Source organism: Emticicia agri, from assembly GCF_004168285.1.
Lineage (GTDB): Bacteria > Bacteroidota > Bacteroidia > Cytophagales > Spirosomataceae > Emticicia > Emticicia agri.
Window position 1 is genome coordinate 84,981 of sequence record NZ_SEWF01000021.1, and the last position, 16,929, is coordinate 101,909.

The 16,929-nt window shown below is 40.3% G+C and carries 7 protein-coding genes; 3 read left to right on the top strand and 4 right to left on the bottom strand.

The window, feature by feature from the left end; genetic code table 11:
- The first annotated feature begins 68 nt into the window (after window positions 1-68).
- On the top strand, window positions 69-629 hold the full coding sequence (gene infC / locus EWM59_RS15170) for a translation initiation factor IF-3 (RefSeq protein WP_130022027.1): 561 nt from the start codon (window positions 69-71) through the stop codon (window positions 627-629).
- Between the two features lie 67 nt (window positions 630-696).
- Here infC and EWM59_RS15175 read toward each other — a convergent pair whose 3' ends face one another.
- Window positions 697-1,611 carry an SAM hydrolase/SAM-dependent halogenase family protein gene (locus tag EWM59_RS15175; protein WP_130022029.1) on the bottom strand — a complete coding sequence of 305 codons (915 nt, stop codon included), beginning with the start codon at window positions 1,609-1,611 and terminating at the stop codon, window positions 697-699.
- 154 nt (window positions 1,612-1,765) lie between these two features.
- Here EWM59_RS15175 and leuS point away from each other — a divergent pair, with 154 nt between their 5' ends.
- Window positions 1,766-4,558: a leucine--tRNA ligase gene (leuS, locus tag EWM59_RS15180; protein WP_130022031.1), complete on the top strand. Its 2,793-nt coding sequence runs from the start codon at window positions 1,766-1,768 to the stop codon at window positions 4,556-4,558.
- A 111-nt stretch (window positions 4,559-4,669) separates the two neighbouring features.
- Here the strand turns inward: leuS and EWM59_RS15185 are convergent, their stop codons facing one another.
- On the bottom strand, window positions 4,670-7,141 hold the full coding sequence (locus tag EWM59_RS15185; protein WP_130022033.1) for a PIG-L family deacetylase: 2,472 nt from the start codon (window positions 7,139-7,141) through the stop codon (window positions 4,670-4,672).
- A 230-nt stretch (window positions 7,142-7,371) separates the two neighbouring features.
- Between EWM59_RS15185 and EWM59_RS15190 the strand changes: the two genes are divergently transcribed.
- On the top strand, window positions 7,372-10,209 hold the full coding sequence (locus EWM59_RS15190) for a S8 family serine peptidase (protein ID WP_130022035.1): 2,838 nt from the start codon (window positions 7,372-7,374) through the stop codon (window positions 10,207-10,209).
- Window positions 10,210-10,292: 83 nt separating this feature from the next.
- On the opposite strand, the gene EWM59_RS15195 is transcribed toward EWM59_RS15190, so the two are convergent.
- Both EWM59_RS15195 and EWM59_RS15200 read right to left on the bottom strand, forming a co-directional pair.
- Window positions 10,293-12,947 carry a sodium-translocating pyrophosphatase gene (locus EWM59_RS15195; protein ID WP_130022037.1) on the bottom strand — a complete coding sequence of 885 codons (2,655 nt, stop codon included), beginning with the start codon at window positions 12,945-12,947 and terminating at the stop codon, window positions 10,293-10,295.
- Window positions 12,948-13,159: 212 nt separating this feature from the next.
- Entirely contained in the window at window positions 13,160-16,453 is a 3,294-nt protein-coding gene (locus EWM59_RS15200; protein ID WP_130022039.1) for a S8 family serine peptidase, read from the bottom strand.
- Window positions 16,454-16,929 lie beyond the last annotated feature (476 nt).

The following is a 16,929-nucleotide window of genomic DNA, read 5'->3' on the forward strand; positions in this document are numbered from 1 at the left end:
TGTTTGTTTTTATGATTTTTATTTATAATTTCGTAAAATTCAATTATTAGCAACCTTAAAATCGTTAAATGGCACAACAACCATTCAATCGTAATTTCAGAAGACCAGTACAGAAAGAAGACGAACATCGTATCAATCAGAGAATACGAGTACCTCAAGTCCGATTAGTCGGCGACAATGTTGAGCAAGGAATCTTTGACGTCGAGCAGGCATTAGCTATGGCAAAAGCCCAGAGTCTTGATTTAGTCGAAATCGTTCCTACAGCCAATCCACCAGTTTGTAGAATTGTTGATTATTCTAAATTTAAGTATGACCAGAAGAAAAAGCAGAAAGAGATAAAAGCCAAAGCTGCTAAAACGGTCATTAAAGAAATTCGCTTCGGCCCACAAACCGATGACCATGATTTTAATTTTAAATTAAAGCATGCCATTAGTTTCTTGAAAGAAAACGCCAAAGTAAAGGCTTATGTACACTTTGTCGGACGACAAATTGTATTTAAAGACCAGGGTGCCGAATTATTGAAACGCTTCATCGCAGGTCTTGATGAGTATGGCAAGCCTGAAGGAGAGCTAAAATTAGAAGGCAAACGTATGATTGTTTTCATTGCTCCTAAGGCTGCGAAGAAATAAATCAGATAACATAATTTACAGCAAAAAGATGTATCAGCATTTGGTACATCTTTTTGCTGTTAGAACCTTATTTTGTAATCTCCACTTTCCAGTCGTTTCCGCTTGAAACACCATATTTATTGGCAAAACTGTCCATATTTATACCAATTGAAAGATTCATCAGACTGTTCATATAGAGTAGGTTGTCTCCTTCTTTTACATCACCAAAGGTATGAACATAAGGCATTAAACCCTGAAATACCAGACTATCTTTAGCCAATACTTTAACGTTTAACATATCTCCTTGTTTTACCCCTAATTTGCCAAATGTCTGGGTATCTATATTCGTCCAGACATTACCATATTGGATATCTAAAATCGGAATACCACCTGATACTATGTTGTTTTCAAATTTAGGTTTTGGATAATCCAACATTATCAACTGGTTATTGGGTATCGCCTCCCCTACCTCTGTAAACCTGATTTTTCCCGATGCCAGTTTAGCCCCCGAGTAAGCAAAAACATCTCTTCCATGAAAAGTATATGAGCCTTGTGAATTTGGTAAACGATTGGCAGCAGAAATCTCTCTCACCTCTTCTACTCCCTCACTTTCTGCTACTAAAGTAAACAGTCCGTTATCAGGACCTACATAATAATGGTTGGCTTTTGTTTTCAGTATAATTGATTTACGCTCTGTGCCTACGCCCGGGTCAACCACGCATACAAACACCGTTCCTTCAGCCCAATAAGGGGCTGTCTGTTGCAGCCGATAGGCTCCTTCCCAGATATTATAAGTAGGAATTTCATGTGTTAAATCATGAATACCCAATTCAGGTGCAAGTTTCAACGCCACTCCCCTCATAGCGGCTACAGCACCATCTTTAACGCCGAAATCAGTCATTAAAACTAAAGCCGATTTCGATTTGTCAGAAAGAATATAGAAAACACCTAAAGTGCCAAGAATTATCAATAACAGAAGGGTTAGTAAAATTTTACGTATCATAGCTGATTCGTTTTAGGTTTGATACTAATTGTAGATAAGTTTTAGGGATAATATTCAACAAATTACGCAATTTTAAGCCTTAATATGCTAATTTTGCAAAAATTTTCATAAGCATCGGGCAGCTACGCTCGTTTACACAATTATTCAAAATTCTATGTCGGAGTATAACCATCGTGAGATTGACAAGAAATGGCAACAATTCTGGGAAGAAAATAAAACCTATGAAGTAAAGATTGACCATTCAAAACCCAAGTTCTATGTATTAGATATGTTCCCCTATCCATCAGGCGCAGGCCTGCACGTGGGGCATCCACTGGGCTATATTGCCAGTGATATCTATTCAAGATACAAAAAACTGAAAGGTTTTAATGTCTTACACCCGATGGGTTTTGATTCATTTGGTTTACCTGCCGAACAATATGCGATTCAGACAGGTCAGCATCCTGCTATTACGACAGAAGCCAATATCAGCACCTACATCAGTCAGTTAAAAAAGATTGGTTTCTGCTATGACTGGAGCCGTGAAGTGCGTACGTCTGACCCCAAATATTACAAATGGACGCAGTGGATTTTTATGGAGCTGTTTAAAAGCTGGTATAATAAAGACACAGATAAAGCAGAACCGATTGAAACACTTTACGAAAAGTTTGCCCAGAATGGCACTAAAGGCGTAAATGCAGTTTGTGATGAAGAGGTGAAAATGTTTTCAGCGGAAGAATGGAATGGCTTTTCTGAAACCGAACAATATACCATTTCATTAAAATACCGTTTGACCTATCTTTCAGAAGCGGTAGTAAACTTCTGCCCTGCTTTAGGAATGGTATTGTCAAATGATGAGGTAAAAGACGGGGTGTCTGAACGTGGGGGCTATCCGGTGATACAGAAGAAAATGCAGCAGTGGATGATGCGTATAACTGCCTATGCAGACCGCCTGATTAGTGGTTTGACTACCATTGATTGGTCTGACTCATTGAAAGAACAACAACGCAACTGGATCGGTCGCTCGGTTGGGGCAATGGTGAAATTTGAAGTTGAGAATAAACCAGATACGTTAATAGAGGTTTTTACAACCCGTGTTGATACCATTTATGGTGTATCTTTTATGGTGTTGGCACCTGAACATGAATGGGTGGCTGATTTAACCACGCCAGAACAAAAAGAAAGTATTGATAATTATATTACTGAAACACAGAAGCGTTCTGAACTTGACCGTATGTCAGACGTAAAGAAAGTTTCAGGGGCATTTACAGGTAGCTATTGCATCAACCCATTCAGTGGTGAAAAAGTACCTATCTGGATTGCTGATTATGTTTTGGCTGGCTATGGTACAGGCGCAGTAATGGGTGTACCCTCTGGCGACCAACGTGACTGGAATTTTGCTACACATTTCGGTTTGCCTATTGTGCCAATCCTTGATTCGCAGCAGGATATTGACCAACAGGCTGATGCTACCAAAGAAGGTAAATATATCAATTCGGGCATGATTAACGGCTTAGGCTATCAGGAAGCTACCAAGAAACTGATTGATTCGTTGGAAGAAAGAGGCATTGGGAAAGGTAAGGTTAACTACCGTTTAAGAGATGCGGTTTTTGCCCGTCAGCGATACTGGGGAGAGCCAGTTCCTGTATATTTTAAGGATGGTTTACCGTATTTAATTGATGAGCAAGACTTACCGATGATTTTACCGGAGATTGACAAATATTTACCAACAGAAGACGGTGAACCACCATTAGGACGTGCCGATGGCTGGAATTATAAAGGTAATCCCTACGAATTAAGTACCATGCCGGGCTGGGCAGGGAGTAGCTGGTACTGGTATCGCTATATGGATGCTCACAACGAAAACGAATTTGCTTCTAAAGAAGCCATCGACTACTGGCAAAACGTAGATTTGTATTTAGGGGGAACCGAACACGCTACCGGACACTTGTTATACAGCCGATTCTGGAATAAGTTCCTCAAAGATAGAGGCTATGTACCTCAGGAAGAATATGCCTTGAAATTAATTAATCAGGGCATGATTCAGGGACGTTCGAGTCTGGTTTATCGTTTGAAATCAAGTGAGGGCGCCGATAAAAATCCCGTATTTGTTTCTTATAACTTGAAAAACCAATATGAAACAACTACCATCCATGTAGATGTAAGTCTGGTGAAAAACGATGTATTGAATATTGAGAAGTTTAAAACCTGGAGACCTGATTTAGCCAATGCTGAATTTATTCTTGAAGATGATAAATATGTTTGTGGTTCGCAGGTAGAAAAGATGTCTAAGCGGCTGTATAATGTGGTTAACCCTGATGATATTGTAGAAGAATACGGGGCTGATACTTTCAGGTTATATGAAATGTTCTTAGGACCATTGACAGAAAGCAAACCCTGGGATACCCGCGGTATTGAGGGTACTTACCGCTTTATCCGTAAACTATGGCGTTTGTTCTACGACCAGAATGGTAAATACAGCGTTACAGATGCTGAACCAACCAAAGCCGAACTAAAAGCTTTACACAAAACTATCAAGAAAGTATCAGAAGATATCGAGAACTTTTCTTTCAATACTTCTGTGAGTACATTCATGATTTGTGTCAATGAATTATCTGATTTGAAATGCTCTAAAAAGACTATTTTAGAACAATTGGTAATAGTTTTATCTGCTTATGCCCCACATATTGCAGAGGAATTGTGGGAAATATTAGGCAATGAAAAGGGAACTGTTACCCAACAAAGCTATCCTGAATTTGATGCTAATCATTTAATAGAGGATTCTTTCGAGTATCCGATACAGATTAATGGCAAAGTGAGAACTTCTATTTCTTTCCCTGCTGATATGAGCAAGGAAGACATAGAAAAAGCTGTTTTAGCCAATGAAAACGTAATCAAATGGCTTGAAGGCAATACTCCTAAAAAGCTGATTGTAGTACCTAAGAGAATTGTGAATGTAGTGGTATAAACTCAGCCCCTAACCCCTAAAGGGGAATTAAAGAAACTCTTTCAATTAATTGGCAAGAGCTTTTTTCATTCCCCTTTAGGGACGGTTCGCCGTGCGTTTAGGGGCGAAATCTCACTTACCCACAGAAATCATATTGGCAAACAATCTGTAGGCACCGGGTACACCTGCGGGTAGTTCTCTGAAAAAGGCTAAACCTGTAAATATAAAATTACCTTTGCCATATTTGGCATACAAAACGCTTCCCTCTTCTTCTTTTTCTTTAGCATCGTGCATTGAAAAAATAGTTTCATATTCCTTGGCCCATTTATCGGCAAAATATAAACCCCTTTCCTGAATCCATCCGTCAAAATCTTTGGCTGTTATTTTATTAGGGGTATTCAACAATGGGTGTGTTGGGTTAAGAATCTTTACTTCTGCGTTTTCATCAGTTACTCTTCCACGACCAATGCCGAAATTGTATGGCCCGATTTCTTTCACCTTCGATGTTCCGTAAAAGGCATTCGTCTGGTATTGGGTAACTACAGTTCCACCATTTTTTACGTAATCCATGAGTTTATCCTGAAAAAATTTCAGATGCTCTTCTGTATTATAGGCACGTACTCCTACAATAATAGCATCATAAACACCTAAATTCTTACCCAATTCTACAGGGGTAAGCATGGTTACCTGATAGCCAATCTGCGTTAAAGCGGCTGGCACTTCATCTCCTGCTCCGGCAATATAGCCAATCATGGTACCTTTTTTCTTTAAATCAATTCTGATAGCTTTGGCTTCTGATACCGGATAAAGGGTAAGGGTTGGAATATGCTTATAGTCAATAGTGGCAATACCTCTGTTATAAGTGCCGTTGGCGGTTTTAACAACAGCCTTTAAACTTACTTCTGAAGCTGTATTTGATGGAAACACCTTGAATGTTACGTTCTTTTCTTCATACTTATCTTTCAACTCGAAATTGATAGCCACAGGTTCGATTTTCCAACCTTTAGGGGCATCTAACGACACAGAGCCTGATACGCCTTTTTTGCCTGCTTTCAAAGTAACATGTACGTCTTTCGGCTGGTTATCGGCAAAAGCATAAACCTTTTCATCAATAGTAGCCATTACTTCCGGGCGAACTTCAAAATAACGATAGATTTCTCCAATGGAAGGTTCAACAAATTTATAAGTCAATGGCGTCTGGAAATTGAATTGCTTACCATCAATTGAAAAAGAATACTCACAAACCAGGTCGGCAGGTTTCATCGCTAATCCTCTTAATAGTTGGTCATTTACTTTATAGAAACCCTTTTCCTTTTCTTCCATTAGCCAATAAGGTTGTGTAATAGGTGTATTGGCAGAAATCTGTACATCAAAATTCTGATTTACTGGCACATTATTAACCAGTTTTGTATTCATAACTGAATCTTTGCCAATACCTTTAAAACTCACTTTCTCTAAAACAATAGTGGTATTTGAACGAGCAACCACATTCAGATTTACCTTTATTTTATCACCACCTGCTACTGAATAGTCTGAGGGATTAGCTTCAAACCATAATCCGGCACAAGCTAAAATCAGGTCTTTCACTTCATTTTTCTTGTAAGTAGTCCACACATTTTCCTCCAATCCATTGATTGTGTTATAAATATTAATCAAAGCCGGAACAGAAGCTGAGGGATTTTCCACTTTGAAATTAGCTAACATCTCGTTAACTAACCCTTCTACTTTCTCTCCACCTTTTACTCGTTTCCAGGTCATATCAATACCATCAAATAAATCATCTTTTGCAGACTCGCCTACTTTATGTAAAGCATAGTCTACCCGTTGCCCTCTGGTTTTGGCAGAACCAAACCCCTGGCTTTTGTGCATACTGCGTGCTTCAGCAGCAATTTCTGTATAAGATTTACCCAATAAGGCATTATAGTTACCTAACTGAATTTTAATATAACTACCTTCTTCGGGTGTTGTATTCTGAAAATTGGGCGAGAAAGAATTCCATACTACTCTTTTTACCTGCCAGGGTTTTACATAAGCCAATTGCTCAGGAAAACGAGTCGGGTCTGCGGCTGCCTTATAGGCTTCTTCCGACAATACGGCTGAGGCTGAATGATGCCCGTGACCTGCTCTGGCATCAGGCGGAAAACGGTTAACCATCACATCAGGTTGAAAATTACGGATTCGCCACACCAAATCTGACAGAATCTGCTCTTTACCCCATGTGCTCAGGGCTTCATCGGTTGTTTTGGTAAAACCAAAGTCATTAGCTCTTGTAAAATATTGTTCGCCTCCGTCAATACTTCTGGCGCCTAATAGCTCGTGTGTACGCAGATAACCCACATATTCGCCTTGTTCCGAACCTATCAGGTTTTGTCCACCATCGCCCCTTGTCATGGCAATATAGCCTGCACGTACCATTTTTTCTTTTGAAAGCCAGGTTATAAAAAGGGTATTTTCATCGTCGGGGTGAGCAGCTACATACAACACATTACCTACCACATTCAGCCTTTTCATGGCTTGTATCAATTCCCCTGTACTCATTTGTTTCGTTTGCCCGAAACTTAACGTAGAATAAAAAAGTAGTAAAAAAATTAGGGTTTTCTTCATTGTTTTCAAAAATTATACAATATTTAGGTTTGAACCACCTGTAACCAGTGATAGATTTCTTGAATTACATTTTTCGAGATAAATTTGTTCAATAAATCATTCACTCTATACAAATATATCTATTTAGCATAAACGCACTGCTGTGTGTAGACGTAGCAATTTACTTAGTCTGCAAAAAAGGGTTTATCTGCTGTTCTGTTTGTCGTGGAAATAAATAATCATTCGAATCTATGCGTACAACTCTACTTATTCTTGCCACACTCATCACTATTTCTTCACTCGGTCAGAAAGTTAATAAAGATTTTATTGATGGTGAAATTTATTTAAAGGTGAAACAAAAACCTTTAGGTGCTGTTTCCAATGCAGTTAACTTATCGAATGAATTGGTATTTCTGCAAAAATTTTCGTCCGATTTTTTGTTACAGGAAGCAAGTAAACCTTTTTTCATCGGTAATTCAGAAAATCTACAAAAGATATACCGTTTGAAACTTAAAAGCCCGGAGAAAACTGATGAAATGCTTAAAGTATTGAAACAGTTACCCGAGGTTGCGATGGTTGAGAAAGTCAGACTCAGACGAATCATTGCCACACCTAACGACCCAAGCGTTGGCTCTCAATGGTTTCTGAATAAAATTAAAGCATTTGAGGCATGGGATGTCAATCCGGGAGGTGCAACGGTTGTAGTCGCAGTAGTTGACAATGCGATACAAACCAATCACCCCGATTTACAGGCCAATATGCTGAGCGGTATTGATTTAGGCGATAATGACAACAACCCTAATCCGCCAAATGTTAGTTTCAGTCATGGCACGCATGTGGCAGGCATTGTAAGTGCGGTGTCGAATAACAATATCGGCGTGGCTTCTGCCAGTAATAATCGGGTGAAAGTATTGCCTATAAAAGCTACGCCCAATGCGGCCGACCATACGGCCATTTATTATGGCTTTGAAGGCATCTTATGGGCTGCTGACCACGGGGCAGATATTATCAGTTTATCGTGGGGTGGCATTGGCTATTCTCAGGCAGAACAGGAGGTGATAGACTATGCTTTTAATAAAGGTATTGTAGTAGTAGCCGCCGCAGGCAATGAAGATACTGCCATAGAAAGTTATCCTGCTGCCTACAGGCACGTGATTTCGGTAGCCAGTTTAGATAATAACGACCAACGGAGTTCTTTTTCTAACTATGGCACCTGGGTTGATATTGCCGCTCCCGGCAGAGGCATATACAGCACCTTTCCGTTCAATACCTATGCCAGTATCGGGGGAACCTCTATGGCTACACCATTAGTAGCAAGTGCCATGGGTTATCTGTGGTCTTGTTTTCCCAATTTAACGCCTGCTCAGTTAGAGAGTATCCTTTTGCATACCGCCGATAATTTAGATGCTGTAAACCCCTCTTACAAAGGATTATTGGGGGCTGGCAGAGTGAATCTGCTGAAAGCCATTGCCTGTCCGAATATAGGTCTCACAGCCGCTACCATTATGGCAAGCGGCAGTACTTATATCTGTGCGGGACAGTCAGTTACACTTAGTGCCAATGCGGGCAACGGCAATACTTATCAATGGTTAAAAGACGGAACACTGACCAATATTACCACACAAGCGTTCAATGCCCATTTCATTGGTAATTACGAGGTAATAATCAGTAATGGTAATTGTACCATTATTTCAGACAGAACTAAAATAGAATTGAATACTACTTTTACAGGCCTACCCAGTGCAACCGATAAAGAAGCCTCTTATTGTGCTGACCTCAGCCAGAGTAGTGGGCTAAAGGCCTCTGCTATAAATTGCAATTACAACGGGCCTACCACTTTTACTTACAATGGCCCTGTGGTTGGTTACGATGGTTTTGATAAAAGTGGCGATAATCCTGCCGTCAATGTTTTTAGTCTGAAAGGCAATATAACTGCCGTGAAAGTTTCTATTACGTGGGAAAAGAAAGACCAGTTTGATAAAAACTCATGCGGGTATGCAGATGGTGGTGAATCGCCTTTTAATGATGAAGTTTCGTTTAAATTACAATCTCCATCGGGCAAAATTATTACCCTGATAGCCAATGGCACTTATGCTGGTGGACCCTCATCTTCTGGTATTGTTACTACTGTGTTTGAGACAGGAGCCAGCCCTATACCACAGGGTTCTTTACCTGCTTCGGGTACTTATGCTCCTGCACAGTCGTTTGCTGCCTTCTTTAATGAGAGTTCCAGTGGATTATGGACTTTACTGCCTGAAGATGATAATTCTATTGACCCGCTCTGTGTAAAAGGTTTTGCTATTACCCTTACCACGAATGGTACGCCGCAACTGCCTGTACTTACGTGGTGGAGTGCTGCTACGGGAGGTAACTTACTAACCACTGGTGCTGAGTATTTTCCGTCAACCCATGCTTTAGGAGAAAAAACATTTTTTGTACAGGCTCAATGCGAAGGTTTATGTCCAAGCCAAAGAATACCTGCAAAGCTGAATGTAGTGAGTGTTCCGCAAGTCTTTGTTTTTCCTGTTTCTTCCAATGTGAGCAATAATCCGAAGTTTAAGGAACTAATACAGAAACAAACGCTCAGGTTCAGCAAAAATGAACAGAATATCTATCAGCTATATGATGCCGCCAATCCTCAGTCTGACTATGTTCCTTTAGGCGATACACCACCTATGGCGAGTCCTGTTACGCTTTGTTCAACCGCAGAATCTTACTTACTGATAGCACAAGACTGCCCTACCAACGTAATTACGTGGAATAATGGTGCAAACGGACAATCATTGATGGTTACACCGGCTTCCCCAATCGGCTATAATGCTTACTGCCATAAAGAGTGGTCGCCTTGTGCACCTATTTCTTCTAATAATATTCTGTTTGTATCTCCTGCCGATGCTGTGAATATTACTTATAAAGTCTATGAAAACACCGTGCAGACTTTTACCGGGAATAGCATCAATGCTACTAATTTTATACAGGCACCTGCAAAAGTTACTTACAGAGCCAATACAGCAGTAATGCTTAATGCAGGTTTTAGTGTAAATGCTAATAGCGTTTTTACGGCGAGAATTGGGGGTTGTGGGGATTGAATCTATTAGTGTTGTATTTATCCAAACAAAAATACCTCCGGCAAATCATCACCGGAGGTATTTTTATAGAATGTTTCTATCAATTATTTCTTACGAACACTCACAGCAATTCTGCGGTTTTGTGCTCTGCCTTCTTCTGTATCATTAGAAGCAACCGGATGTTGTTCGCCATAGCCTTCTGACTCTAAACGAGCATCAGCAATGCCTAAACCAACCAACGAAGATTTTACTGCACCTGCTCTATCGCCTGATAATTTCAAGTTTTTAGCATCATCGCCTTCGCTATCTGTGTAACCACCTACTTTGATGTTTACAATCGGATAAGCTTTCAGAATCTCTGCAATGTTCTGTACTTCGTTCATTGAGGTTGAATCAATCGTGGCACTACCTGAAGCAAAGTTCAAATCTTTGAAGTTAAACCAGTTTTCTTTACCTGCTTCCTGGCTCGGGTCTTCAATGAATTTGATTAACTGGTCTTCAATACCACCTTCAACAAAGTTTAAAGTAACACCAGAAGATAATTGTTTATTGATGCTTACAGGCAACGAAGATTCGATGATTCCAGAGCTTGGCTCATTAATAGTAATAGTTGTTGATTTTACAGCAATGTATGGAGCGATAACCAATGAAACAATCGACATCAATTTAATCAGGATGTTCATTGATGGACCAGATGTATCTTTGAATGGGTCACCCACAGTATCTCCTGTTACTGAAGCTTTGTGTGGCTCAGATTTTTTGTAGTATGTCTGACCATCGATTAATACTCCTTTTTCGAATGATTTCTTGGCGTTGTCCCATGCACCACCAGCGTTCGACTGGAATATTCCCATCAATACACCTGATACCGTAACACCTGCCAACAAACCTCCTAAAATTTCGGCTGATGAAGTACCTTCAAATACACCTTTGAATCCAAAACCTACTAATACTGGCACTATAAGAGCGATAGCTCCCGGTAAAATCATTTGTTTGATTGATGCTTGAGTAGAAATTGCGACACATTTTTCATATTCAGGTTCAGCTTTATATTCCATAATACCCGGAATTTCACGGAACTGGCGACGAACTTCGTTCACCATTTCCATTGCTGCTTTACCTACTGCAGAAATACATAATGCACTAAAAATAAATGGAATCATACCGCCTACAAACAAACCTGCCAATACCGGAGCTTTATAAATATCGATGGCATCAATACCTGCAATCCCTACAAAAGCTGCAAATAAAGCTAATGAAGTAAGGGCTGCAGAAGCAATAGCAAAACCCTTTCCGGTTGCTGCTGTTGTGTTACCTACGGCATCCAGGTTATCGGTACGTTCACGAACTTCCGGAGGTAGTTGAGACATTTCAGCAATACCACCTGCGTTGTCAGCAATTGGTCCGAAAGCATCAATGGCTAACTGCATAGCGGTAGTGGCCATCATACCTGCAGCTGCAATAGATACACCATATAAACCTGCAAAACTATACGAGAAAATGATACCTGCTGCCAATACAATAATTGGTAATACGGTTGATTCCATACCAACTGCCAAACCACCAATAATGTTGGTAGCATGACCAGTACCTGATTTCTGAACGATTGATAATACAGGAGGTTTGCCCATAGCTGTGTAGTACTCGGTAATGATTGACATTAAAGCTCCCACTACCAACCCAACAACAATAGCCCAGAATACACCCATTGCTGTAAACTCATTTCCGCGTAAATTCAGATTTTCCGGTAAAATCATAGTTACCAGGAAGTAAGAAGCAACAAGCGTAATAATAATAGATGCCCAGTTGCCCAAGTTCAGCGCATTCTGTACAGAAGATTCTTCGCTGCTGATGCGCACAAAGAAGGTAGAAACTAAAGAAGCTAATAAACCTACGCCTGCAATCATCATCGGAAGAATAACAGGTGAGAAACCACCAAAACCATCTACTACATTTATTTCCTGTCCTAATACCATTGTGGCAAGAATAGTAGCCACATAAGACCCGAATAAGTCAGCACCCATACCTGCCACGTCACCCACGTTATCACCTACGTTATCGGCAATAGTAGCCGGATTACGCACATCATCTTCAGGAATACCTGCTTCTACTTTACCTACAAGGTCAGCACCTACGTCGGCAGCTTTGGTATAGATACCACCACCTACACGGGCAAACAAGGCAATCGACTCAGCACCTAATGAAAATCCTGCCAGTACTTCAATGGCTTTTTTCATATTGTCAGAAGTCAGTAATTCTCCTTTTGCAAAGTAGTTGTAGAAAATAATGAAAAGGCCACTTAAACCTAAAACCGCCAGACCTGCTACACCCATACCCATTACCGAACCACCTGTAAACGAGACCTGAAGCGCTTTGGCTAATGAAGTACGAGCCGCCTGTGCTGTACGAACGTTAGCCTTGGTAGCGATTTTCATACCGATATAACCTGCTGTGGCAGAAAAAACCGCTCCGATTAAGAATGCAACTGCAATAATAGGGGAAGAATGAATTGGGGATTCGGGAGTGCCTTCGCTTGAGCCTAACCATGCTAATAAAATAGCGGTTGGAATAGCAAAATAAGCTAAGATTTTCCATTCTGCTTTTAAGAATGCAATCGCTCCGTCGGCTATATAGCCCGAGAGTTTTTGCATATTAGCGTCTCCGGTGGGTTGGTTAGAAACCCAACTGAATCGCCAAGCAGTGTAAAGTAATCCGATTATTCCGAACACCGGAACAAGATAGACAATCATTGAATCCATAATGAATTATTTTGAGTTTAGTAAGTATTTTTTACAAAGTCTGCAAATTTACAATAAGAACTTGAATTTGAAAATTGGATAATTTGAAAAATAAAAGGCAGAAATAAGCAGAAACATCTAAATATCTCACTATCAGCAAATTATAATTTTGTCATTTTAGATTCTCACAGAATTTTATTACTAAATAAAGTTTTTTTTGTACTTTGTTCTACTCAATTGCCACAAGCATTCTCAATTTTTGCGGTAAAAACACTATTACCTTCAACGGCAAACCCCGGAAGAAATACCACAGCATTGTCGGCCTTGATGGTTGTGGCAGACTGATTGCCCACCCTATTGGAAGCAGATACACGATTGCCTACAAATGTCTGCAAACCTTTTTGTGGAATGTTATTGCTGATAACCACTTCTGTTGGCTTTACCTGAATCAGCTTGTCCCTCATAGGTGTCCAACAGCCTGATGAAGCATCCTTACACCTTACCGAATATGTCTGGGTAGTAGTGGGTACGGTAATTATCCCCACGCCTGTCTGATTGGTTGACCATTGATAAATAGTGCCACAACCTGAGCCTAACAATAATAGGTCTGTTCCGCTGCAAATTGTTATCGGGTCAATTAATGCAGCTCTGTCTGAGATAATAGTCGGATTGCCCTGATTCTGAATGGTCATTGGGTCATGATTACTCAGACTTGCCGTAGGTAATAAAGGGCTTATTTCAGTAGCCATTGCTTCATCAATAATATAAGCCATGATTGACGGTGGAGCGATATTCGCATGGCTGATAGTCAGGTTTACACTCACTCTTTCGCTTGGGCAAAGTCCTGAACACTGGTTCTGCACATAATAGGTGTAGGTTCCTAATAAAGAATCTGCGGTTACAAGCTCATTACCAAGGCTTAACCTCTCCCCTCCTGATGGCGATGTCCACCAACTGAAAGTATTCGGAAGATTCACGTTGTTTATCTGAATATCCACAGCAAAGCCTGATACACAAAGAGGGTCTCCGCTTGAATTATCGTTAGGCAGCAAAGTCCATGTACCATTGGCAGGTTGACCGATAAATGCTGACAACGCCTCATTTGGGGCAAATGTACCTGATGTTGGTGCCGACTCAGGAGCAATAGCAGGTTTTCCATCTTCAAAAACCAAGGTTATTTGTCCGTTGTAAGAATAGTAATTATAAGTATTACTTGGCAAAAGTGTCAGAACTGTACCATAGGGTGATTTTATTTTAAAAGAAATTTCGTCGGTATAAGGTAAACTACCCTGATGGGGTAAATCACAATCATTTAATCCGTTTTGGTCTTTTTTGTGAAACACAATCGTAACTTTCACTTTAGCCACTGAGTTGCCACTCAAATCTGTTACTTCAATGGCAGGGTTTGCGCCTGTTTGTTCATTGCCATCGTAGCCTATTACATTACCGTTGTAGGTATAGGCTTTTGTCAGCGAACCAACACAGGTGGTAGCAGTAGCCTGTAACCCATTTCCCACACTCAGCCGAACGCCCTCACATATTTCTTTATCGTTTACTGTTGGTATCGGTGTATGTTGCGTACTGGTAGTAATGGTTAGTTTATTAGATTTTACCACACATTGCCCTAACTTCTGCTCAAGTTGGTATTCTCCTGCCTCTAAAGCAGTATAGGTTAAGACAGTTGCTCCGTTAATTACCTGATTATCTAATTTCCATTGATAGGTAGTATGCGTAACCGGATTGACAGATAGTAAAGTACTTTGCCCTGAACAGAGTATAGTTGAATTATTTGAGCTAATAACCGGACTAAGGGTAATAAATGAAAGACTGATGGCAGGCGAAGTAATCTGGCAGGCGTTTCCTGATAAACTCAATGTATAGTTGCCATTTTGTTTGGCATATAATTGCCGGGCATTACTCCCTACGTTGCTACCATCTTTTTTCCATTGATATGTAACACCCGGAAGATTAGGGCCTGTCAGCAGAATAGAATCTCCTACACAGGCGGTAGTAAGCCCAACAGTAATAGTAAAACTTGACGGAATCACGCTTACTCTTACCGACGAAGCCGCAATAGTACAGGTATTTTTAGAAACAACTACTGTATATTGCCCCGTTTCTGAGGCAGTAAAAGTGGTTTGATTAGTTCCTACATTGGCTCCATTCTTTTTCCATTGGTAAGTTACACCATCAATCGTATTGCAGGTCAGCATCACACTTCCTCCCGGACATAAAACGGTTGTAACCGATGGAGTTATGACAGGCTCAATATGCCCTTCCATGCAAGAGATAGTTTTTAGTACATTTATTCTGCCACTGCCTAACATTCCGGCATAACCGGGGTTTAGTCCGTCAATATTATCGCATGTGCTTTTAATCAGATTCTCTAACTGAAGCAAGGTAAGGTCTGGCTTAACAGACCACATATACGCAAATACACTACTGGCTATAGGAGTAGCCATTGAAGTACCACTATGATAATCATATTTGTTGCCGGGCATCGTACTATAGATTCCACTACCAGGTGCTACTAAATCAACGCTCGAACCATAGTTGGAAAAATAGCTTTTTTCGTCATTTACGGTTACACTTCCTACCGAAATCACCCGATTATATGAAGCCGGATAATAACTGCTATTCTGCCCGTTGTTACCTGCGGCTGCTACAATCAATACGCCTGCATTGTAGGCTTCATCAATTACAGCCTGGTCGGTCATTGAGTAGGCACTCCCTCCCCACGAAAGATTAATGATATTAGCACCATGAGCTACTGCCCACGAAATCGCTTCAAAGCCGTGATAAATACCATCAGGTGAGCCATTATTCGGAGTAGCTTTTATTGGTAATATTTTCACTCTATTGAATCCGACTGAGGCAATCCCGATATTATTATTGGTAACTGCTCCGACTAATCCTGCCACGTGCGTGCCATGAAAGAAAGTAGAATCAGGTGGCGAAGGGTCGTTGTCGTTGTCTGAAATATCCCTCCCTGCTAACATATTCCCTGCGAGGTCAGCATGGTTGGTCTGAATAGCGTTGTCTATCACCGCCACCACTATGTCTATTCCACCCTGCGATATATCCCATGCTTCGTATGCTTTTATCTTATTGAGGTAAAACTGATTACCTACGCTTGCATCGTTCGGAATTGAAATAATCTGATGATAGGGAACGGGCTCAACGTACTCAACACTATTATCTTTACTGATTTCCTTGATGAACTGATTAACCAACTTAGGCTTCCCGATTTTTACCCGATAGATTCTTTGTAGCTCGGCAGAATTGGAGAAATAGAAGCTCCGTTGGGCAGCTATGGTGTTTGAGATAAAAGCCGCTTTTGACAGAAACGGCAATTCCAGAGCCGTGTTGACTGCTCCGTTGGGTAGAATCTGAGTAATTTTTGGAAATTCTTTCAGTTTTATATAAACCTCTCCGTCTATATAATCTTTGTGAACGGTTTGTGCGTAAAGTAAATTTCCTGACAAAATTAGTAGTACACTTGAAAACAATAGGAGTTGTGTTCTCATGCAACGGTATTTTAAATAAATTTATAGTTTGGCCTTCAAAACGGGTCAGGAGATATTCAATCGTGATATGTGTAAATGATAGCATTATTCATGCCATAACCACCAACGAAGTAGGATTAAAATTGCTGAATTGAGAAAATACAAGGGTAAAAATACGTATTTTTTTTATTGACTGGTAGGTGGTTGGTGATATGGGGCATTATTTTGTTTCGTAGAAAAGAGATTGTATTTTTATAATTGGATTGAATTTTCAATATTCCGTCTTGTAGAGACGACTTGTAGGCGTCTCCGTTGGATTATCCATTGGAAAGAACGTTATTATAGAGTATAATCCTCATAGACAATATTAACAATTCACAAGGCTATCCATTGCAACAAATATTATTTTGGAATTTAATTCCCCATAGACAATAATAACAATTCACAGACCAATGGAGACGCCTGCAAGTCGTCTCTACGAAATGGTATTTTTATTA